Genomic DNA, 6,635 nt, shown 5'->3' on the forward strand with positions numbered 1-6,635 from the left:
GGATCACCAGGTCCAGTAGGAACGTGCCTCCGACTTCCAGTCCTTCGGGAAATACTGCTGGATCTTGAACGCCATGCCAAGGCCGCGGGCGATGTACTGGTCGCGGTCCAGCTTCCTGGTGATCGGCTTGCCCGGGGCGTCCTTGTTGTCCCACCAGGATTCCCACTGCTTGATGCAGGTCTTCCCGCTCAGGTACTGGTTCGAGCAGGGCGCGGGCGGCGACCAGATCTGGGTGTGGCCGAAGTCGATGACCTTGCCCGACGACTTCTCGGTGATGGTCCCCCACGCCTTGAGGCAGTAGCCCTGCGAGGGAATGTCCCACTTCACGTAGTGCTGCGGGCCCGACGTGGCGAACGTACGCAGGTCGCCGCACTTGGCGTCGCCGATCTGCTCCTTGGTCACCCTGACGGTGTAGTACGTGCCGTTCCCCCGCCACCCGTCCAGCGTCAGCCAGTCGCCGTCGCGCACGAACTTCTCCGCGTAGTCCGGCGGCCACTTCTTCGGGTCGCCCCAGCTGATCTCCGAGGTCGTGGACGACAGGGGCTTCCAGGTCCACTGCCCGACCGCCTGCCCGTCGGACCAGTACTGCCCGGCGCTGCGGTCGGCGAACCGGGAGTACTCCCCGTAGTTCTCCCCCGCCCGAGCCGGGCCGGCCACCCCCGCGAGCACCGTGATCATCGCCGCGCCGGCGGCCAGCCACGGCCGCGTTCCCATCTTCTGGATCTTCACCGGCAGCACGGTACAGAGCCCCGCAGCGCGCGACGGCTCACATCAAGAAACTTCGAAACGCCCCTCCGAGGCCGGGCGCAGGAGGAACGCGGTGCTCTCGTGCTCGGGAACCTCCACCTCGAGCCCGGTGCCGGCCAGCGCCTGCGCGATCAGGTCGCGATCGCCGGTCCACTGCAGGACGAGCTCGTCCACCAGATCGCCGTACGCGTCGAAGCTCGCCGTGTGCGACTGCGTCGTCCAGAAGACGGCCCTGGGCGGCTGCCCGGCAGCGGAGGCCGCCTCGTGGACCTGCTGCCAGGCGCCGGAGGCGGTCGGCCAGAGGTCGGGCTCGGCGAGGTAGCCGTGCGCGGCCAGCCGGTCGAAGGCCGCCGAGATCCGGCACAGGTCGGACGACCGGTCGGCGGCCAGGCAGGTCACGACCCCTTCCTCCGGCTTGTTCAGGCCGTGGACCGAGGCGATGAGCGAGTCCATCAGGGCGTCGCTGTGCTTGGCCAGCTCGTCGTCGTCCATCTCCAGCAGCGCGTCGTAGTCGTCTTCCTGACCCGCCTGCCCGGGAACGGAGACCACGAGCCCCTCACGGGCGAACGCCGCCTGGATGTTGGAGGGCAGCCCGCCCCTCCACGCGAGCGGCACGTCGTCGGCCAGCGTCCCGTCCGGGGTGAAGTGGTCGGCGCACGGGCTCAGCAGGCCACTGGTCGCGGTGTCGGACGCGAAGCGCTCGGCGTCGACGATCTGCCAGCCCTCGTGCTCCAACCGGCTGAGCGCCCGGTCGAAGCCCTCGCGCTGCGTGCCGCGCGGCGCGACGGCCTCCTCGAACTCGATCAGCTTGGACACCGTGTCGGAGACCTCGGCGCGGCGCTGTTCGAGGAACGCGCGGGTCTCGGAGATGAGGTTCCGGCTCATCAGGCTGTCCATCACCATCGACCACCAGGCCTCGGCCTCGCCGAAGGCGTCCGGGTCCAGCTCCTTGAGGGAGAGCCACAGCTTCTCCGTGTAGTCCTTGCCGGCCTCCGGGGACTCGCCGTTCAACGCCTGCTGGCGCAGCCTGAGCCGGTAGAGGAACTCGACGAAGTTCGCGAGAGAGCTGTTGATCTTCTCCGCCTGCGGCGTCTCGTCCATCGAGAGCAGGCCGACGACGCCGCTGCGGATGTCGAGGAAGTAGCGCATGCCCGTGTCCCCCGACGTGCCACCGAGCGTGAGAACGTTGAGGTCCCCGCCCGGCGTCCTGAACACGACGAGGGAGCCCACCCGCGGTTCGTCCGCGATGAAGGTGGTGAACGCCTGGTCCGCGCGCACCGGCAGCCCGACCTCGGACAGGATCCGGACGTCCTCCTCCGAGAGCCCCTTCTCGCGGCACTGCTCGACGTCCATCAGCAGCAGGCCCTCGTCACCGAAAGCCTCGACCATCTCTTCGTGCGTGACCACGATTCAACACCCCGACGTCAGACCTTTGGGATCAAGTTCCCCCAAGGGTAGGGGATCTTTACGGATCAGACGGTACGTTCCCAGCGGACCTCCCCCTCGTGCCACCGGTCGGTGGGACGCAGGCCGGCCGACGTGGCGACGGCGGCCGAGGCGGCGTGATCGGGGTGGATGTGCGCCACGATCGTGTCGATCCCATCCCGTACGAGCTGGTCGACCAGGGCCCGGGCGGACGCGGTGGCCAGGCCGCGGCCCTGCCAGGGTATGCCGATCACCCAGGCTATCTCGGCGGTCCGGCCGTCGATCGTGGCCTGCACGTACCCGACCAGCCGTTCTTCCTCCCGCGACCGGATCACCCAGTTGCGCCAGCCGGGCGGCCCGGCGACCAGCCGCTCGTAGCGGGCGCGCAGCTCCGGCGCGGTGAGCGGGGCGCCGCCGGTGAACGTGTGCAGGTCCGGGTCGGACAGCACGACGGCCATCTCGTCGGCGTGCTCCGGGCGCAACGGGATCAGGACGAGCGCGGGCGCCTCGATGGGACTGGTCACCGGCTCATTCTGCCCCTTCGGTGCGGTTACGCAGCCGGGGCAGGGCCTGGACCAGGGCGGCGACCGCCACGTCCAGTGCGATGAGGAGGAGCAGGCCCATGGCGAAGGCGTACGGGTAGCCGCCCAGAGCGCCGTAGAAGACCACGCCGACCACGGCCACGCCGATCGCGCCGCCCGCCTGCTGCGCGGTGCTCAGCACGCCGGAGGCGGCGGCCGCGTGCCTGGGGTCCACGCCGTTCAGGACGAGTGCGGGCAGCGGGGCCATGACCAGCCCCATTCCGGCGCCGGCGACCACGAGCCCTGGGATGATCCAGGCGATGGGACCGTGCTCGCCCAGGGCGGTGGCGGTCAGGGCGAGGAGGCCGTACCCGAGGGCCATGGTCAGCGCCCCGAGCGCGACGACCTGGCGGCCGAGCCTGGCCGCGAGCCGGACGGCCCGCGTCGAGGACGCGAAGTAGCCGAGGCCCAGCGGGAGGAAGATGAGCCCCGATCCCAGCGCGTCCAGTTCGCGGCCCTGCTGGAGGTAGAGCGCCATGATCAGGAAGAACGAGCCCATCGTCATCGAGTGCAGCAGGCTGACCACGGTGCCCGCGGAGAACGAGCGGTGCCGGAACAGCCCGGGGTCCACCAGCGGGGCGGCGACCCGCCGCTGGTGCAGCGCGAACGAGGCCAGCAGGGCGACCGCCGCCGCCAGGCACAGCCAGGTCCACGCGGGCCAGCCCTGCTCGCGGCCCTGAACGAGGGGGTAGACGATGGCGACCAGGCCGAGCGAGACGAGCGCCGTACCGGCCAGGTCCAGCTTCGGGCCGCCCGGAAGGCGGGATTCGGGCACCAGGCGCGGGACCAGGGCGATGGCGAGCGCGCCAACCGGCACGTTGATCAGGAAGATGGTGCGCCAGCCCAGCCCGGCCAGGTCCGCGTTGATCAGCACGCCGCCGATGAGCTGCCCGAACACGCCGCCGAAGCCCATCGTGACGCCGTAGGCGTTGAACGCCTTGGCCCGGTGCTCACCGGTGAAGGTGGTGTTGATGATGGCCAGGACCTGCGGCATCAGCAGCGCCGCGCCGAGGCCCTGACCGATCCTGGCGCCGATCAGGATCCCGGCCGTGGGTGCCGCCCCGCAGAGCGCCGACGCCACCGTGAAGGCGGCCAGGCCGACGGCGAACATCCGGCGCCGCCCGTACAGGTCCCCCAGCCGGCCGGCGGTGATCAGCCCGGCGGCCAGCGCGACGCCGAACCCCGCCACCACGAACTGGATCTGCGAAGGCGTGGCGTGCAGGTCCCGCTGGATGGCGGGGATCGCCACGTTGACGATGAAGAAGTCGAGGGTGGTGATGAAGAGGCCGGACAGGAGGACCAGCAAAGTCCCCTGGCCGGGGTCCGCCGTCCGGGGGGCGGCGGACTCGGGTGCCTTGACGGCGGTCATGTCGCTCTCCTGGTGTGGTGGCCGCTTGCGAGATAGACAATGCCGCCGGCACCTGTACCGTGGCGATTACGTGGGAGGTCATGGAAAAGGCGAAACGCCCGCCGGTCAGCGGACTCTTTCGCCGTACACGTTCTCGACCCTCATCGTCATGAGCACCCTGCGGTCGGACACCATCACCGACCGGTACTCCTCCCAGTCCGGATGCTCCCCCGCGGCGCGGCGGTAGTAGTCCACCAGCGCCTCGACCTCGGGGCCGTGGGGGTCGGAGCCTGGCCCCGTGAGCGTCACCGTGCCCTCGGCGGTGGCCCATGACCAGCCGTCGGGGCTGGTGACCTCCAGCGCGGCCCGCGGGTCCCGGCGCAGGTTCGCCGTCTTGGCCCGCCCCTCGGTCATCGAGACGTAGACGACCTCGGCCTCCCAATCGTAGAAGGGCATGACCGGGGAGAGCTGCGGGCGGCCGTCCGACTTGATCGTCGCGAGGACGCCCAGCCGGCTTTCCACGAGCAGCGTGCGCGGGTCGAACGGTGTGGCGGTCATGACGGCTTGCGGAACTGCTCGACCATCGCCGCGTAGCCGTCGCCGCCGCGCCCGTCGGCCACGGCCCGGTCGGTCAGGGCCTTGATGAACCTCGGAAGCTCGGCACTGACGCCGAGGGACTCGCTTTCGTGGATGAGGTGGTCCATCGCGGCCAGGTGGGTGTCGATGGTGGAGTCCAGGGCCGGGTACGCGCCGGTGTCGATCTGCTCCGCGTAGTCCGCCAGCCAGCCGTTCACGATCTCGATCCCCTTGCCGGCGAGCGGGGCGTACGCTCCGGCTCGCACCCCCGCCGCGCCGAGCAGGGCGGCGCCCTGCAGGAACCCGTTCAGGATGTTCCACATCAGGCTCAGCACGGCCATCTCGTGCAGCGCCGACAGGGTGTGGTCGTCGCCGAGGTACGTCGTTCCCGAACCGAGGCTCCTCAGGGCGGGTTCGTACAGCTCGAAGGCCGACCGCGGCCCGCTGTAGGTGATGACGGCGTCCGCCCCGATCTCCGCGGGGACGGCCATGATCGCGCCGTCGAGGTAGGCGCCGCCCTGCCGCGCCGCCCACTCGGCGGTCTCACGGGCGCCCTGCGACGTACCCGAACCCAGGTTGACCAGGACTCGGCCGTCGAGAACGGCGCCCAGCGGGTCGAGCAGCCCGTGCACGGCGTCGTAGTCCGTGACGCAGACGACCACGAGCGGCCCGGCCGCGACGGCCTCGCCGACCGAGCCGGCGAGCTTCGCGCCCTGGGCCACCAGCTGGTCGGCCTTGGCCGCCGTACGGTTCCACACGGTCGTAGGGTGCCCCGCGCGCAGGAACGCTCCGGCCAGCGCCTGGCCCATCAGCCCGAGGCCGATGACCGTCACGGGAGTGTGGTTGGCGTTGTTGGTGCTCATGGCAGAATCCTCAACGTTCATACCGATATGAAGGTCAAGGGGGAACGGGCGTGCTGATCGGGCAGTTGAGCCGGCAGACCGGAGTCCACACGCATCAGCTGCGTTACTACGAGGCCCAGGGCCTGCTCGAACCCGAGCGCGGCACCAACGGCTACCGCGAGTACGGCGACGACGCCGTCCTGACCGTGACCCAGATCCGCAGGCTGCTCGAAGCCGGGCTGTCGACCCAGGAGATCGCATACCTGCTCCCCTGCGCCACCGGCGCGGCCCCCGACCTGGAGCCCTGCCCCGAGCTCCTGGACACCTTGCGGGCCCGCCTGCACGGCCTGGACGAGCACATCGACACACTCGCCCGCTCCCGCCAGTCCCTCCGCGACTACATCGACGCCACGGAGCGGCGCGTGGTGGAGAGCGGGTCACATGCTTGAGTCCTTAGAAACAGCCACGCACTACATGGCGCTGATCGCTCTCACGACGTGTGCTTTTCCGTTCTTGCTCGGCATCTTCACACTGATCAACCGAGGGCTCCCGCGCTGGGTTCCGGCAGGTAAATGGGCTTATTGGAAGCCGTTCTCCTGGGCGCAGATCTTCCTGTCCGCCTCGCTGACGACAATGCTGCTCCCCCAGGTTCTGGACGTCGATCCGCTGTTGGGCCTCATCCTGATGATCCCCACCGTCTGCTTCCTCGTCGCCTCAACGGTTTTCTACGTCATGGCTTTCCGGTCGCGCGACCCCAAGTAACCGGTTTGCGTTCGAGCGCGCTCGAAGCCGTAGCGTCGCCGGCATGACGACAAAGACCTGGATCATCACCGGCGCGTCCCGCGGTTTCGGACGCGCGCTGGCGGAGGCGGCGCTCGCGGCGGGCGACCGCGTGGTGGCGGCGGTGCGCCGGCCCGAGAGCGTGGCCGACCTGGCGGCGAAGCACCCCGACAGTTGCCTGATCGCGAAGTTCGACGTCCAGGACGCCAGCGCGGCCGGGGAGCTCGTGCGTGCCACCCTTGTCCGTTTCGGACAGCTCGACGTGCTGGTCAACAACGCGGGCCGGGCCGTGGTGGGCGCGGTGGAGGAGGTCGGCGACGCGCAGTTGCGTGAGCT

At 70.1% G+C, this 6,635-nt stretch carries 9 protein-coding genes; 3 read left to right on the forward strand and 6 right to left on the reverse strand.

Annotated features, from left to right (window positions below):
- Positions 1-3 precede the first annotated feature (3 nt).
- From ACIHFD_RS65155 to ACIHFD_RS65180, 6 genes are all read right to left on the reverse strand, one after another.
- Entirely contained in the window at positions 4-729 is a 726-nt protein-coding gene (locus ACIHFD_RS65155; protein ID WP_397375489.1) for a hypothetical protein, read from the reverse strand.
- A 42-nt stretch (positions 730-771) separates the two neighbouring features.
- Positions 772-2,154: an SUKH-4 family immunity protein gene (locus ACIHFD_RS65160; protein ID WP_397375490.1), complete on the reverse strand. Its 1,383-nt coding sequence runs from the start codon at positions 2,152-2,154 to the stop codon at positions 772-774.
- Positions 2,155-2,219: 65 nt separating this feature from the next.
- Positions 2,220-2,696, reverse strand: coding sequence for a GNAT family N-acetyltransferase (locus ACIHFD_RS65165; RefSeq protein WP_397375491.1), 477 nt, complete (start codon positions 2,694-2,696; stop codon positions 2,220-2,222).
- A gap of 4 nt (positions 2,697-2,700) precedes the next feature.
- Positions 2,701-4,122, reverse strand: coding sequence for an MFS transporter (locus ACIHFD_RS65170; RefSeq protein WP_397375492.1), 1,422 nt, complete (start codon positions 4,120-4,122; stop codon positions 2,701-2,703).
- Positions 4,123-4,227: 105 nt separating this feature from the next.
- Positions 4,228-4,659: a PPOX class F420-dependent oxidoreductase gene (locus ACIHFD_RS65175; protein WP_397375493.1), complete on the reverse strand. Its 432-nt coding sequence runs from the start codon at positions 4,657-4,659 to the stop codon at positions 4,228-4,230.
- Positions 4,656-5,540, reverse strand: coding sequence for an NAD(P)-dependent oxidoreductase (locus tag ACIHFD_RS65180; RefSeq protein ID WP_397375494.1), 885 nt, complete (start codon positions 5,538-5,540; stop codon positions 4,656-4,658). The genes ACIHFD_RS65175 and ACIHFD_RS65180 overlap by 4 nt, the downstream gene beginning before the upstream one ends.
- A gap of 50 nt (positions 5,541-5,590) precedes the next feature.
- Between ACIHFD_RS65180 and ACIHFD_RS65185 the strand changes: the two genes are divergently transcribed.
- The 3 genes from ACIHFD_RS65185 to ACIHFD_RS65195 all read left to right on the forward strand — a co-directional run.
- Positions 5,591-5,968: a MerR family transcriptional regulator gene (locus ACIHFD_RS65185; protein WP_397375495.1), complete on the forward strand. Its 378-nt coding sequence runs from the start codon at positions 5,591-5,593 to the stop codon at positions 5,966-5,968.
- Positions 5,961-6,281, forward strand: a complete 321-nt coding sequence (locus ACIHFD_RS65190) for a hypothetical protein (RefSeq protein ID WP_397375496.1) — start codon at positions 5,961-5,963, stop codon at positions 6,279-6,281. Before ACIHFD_RS65185 ends, ACIHFD_RS65190 begins: the two co-directional genes overlap by 8 nt.
- Positions 6,282-6,324: 43 nt before the next feature.
- A partial coding sequence (locus ACIHFD_RS65195) for an SDR family NAD(P)-dependent oxidoreductase (protein ID WP_397375497.1) occupies positions 6,325-6,635 on the forward strand: 311 nt, incomplete at its 3' end.

Source organism: Nonomuraea sp. NPDC051941 (assembly GCF_044593615.1).

What these genes read in the sequence shown, in the direction of transcription:
- ACIHFD_RS65175 (WP_397375493.1), bottom strand. Translation starts at nt 4,659, where the DNA reads ATGACCGCCACACCGTTCGACCCGCGCACGCTGCTCGTGGAAAGCCGG.
- ACIHFD_RS65180 (WP_397375494.1), bottom strand. Translation starts at nt 5,540, where the DNA reads ATGAGCACCAACAACGCCAACCACACTCCCGTGACGGTCATCGGCCTC.
- ACIHFD_RS65170 (WP_397375492.1), bottom strand. Translation starts at nt 4,122, where the DNA reads ATGACCGCCGTCAAGGCACCCGAGTCCGCCGCCCCCCGGACGGCGGAC.
- ACIHFD_RS65190 (WP_397375496.1), top strand. Translation starts at nt 5,961, where the DNA reads ATGCTTGAGTCCTTAGAAACAGCCACGCACTACATGGCGCTGATCGCT.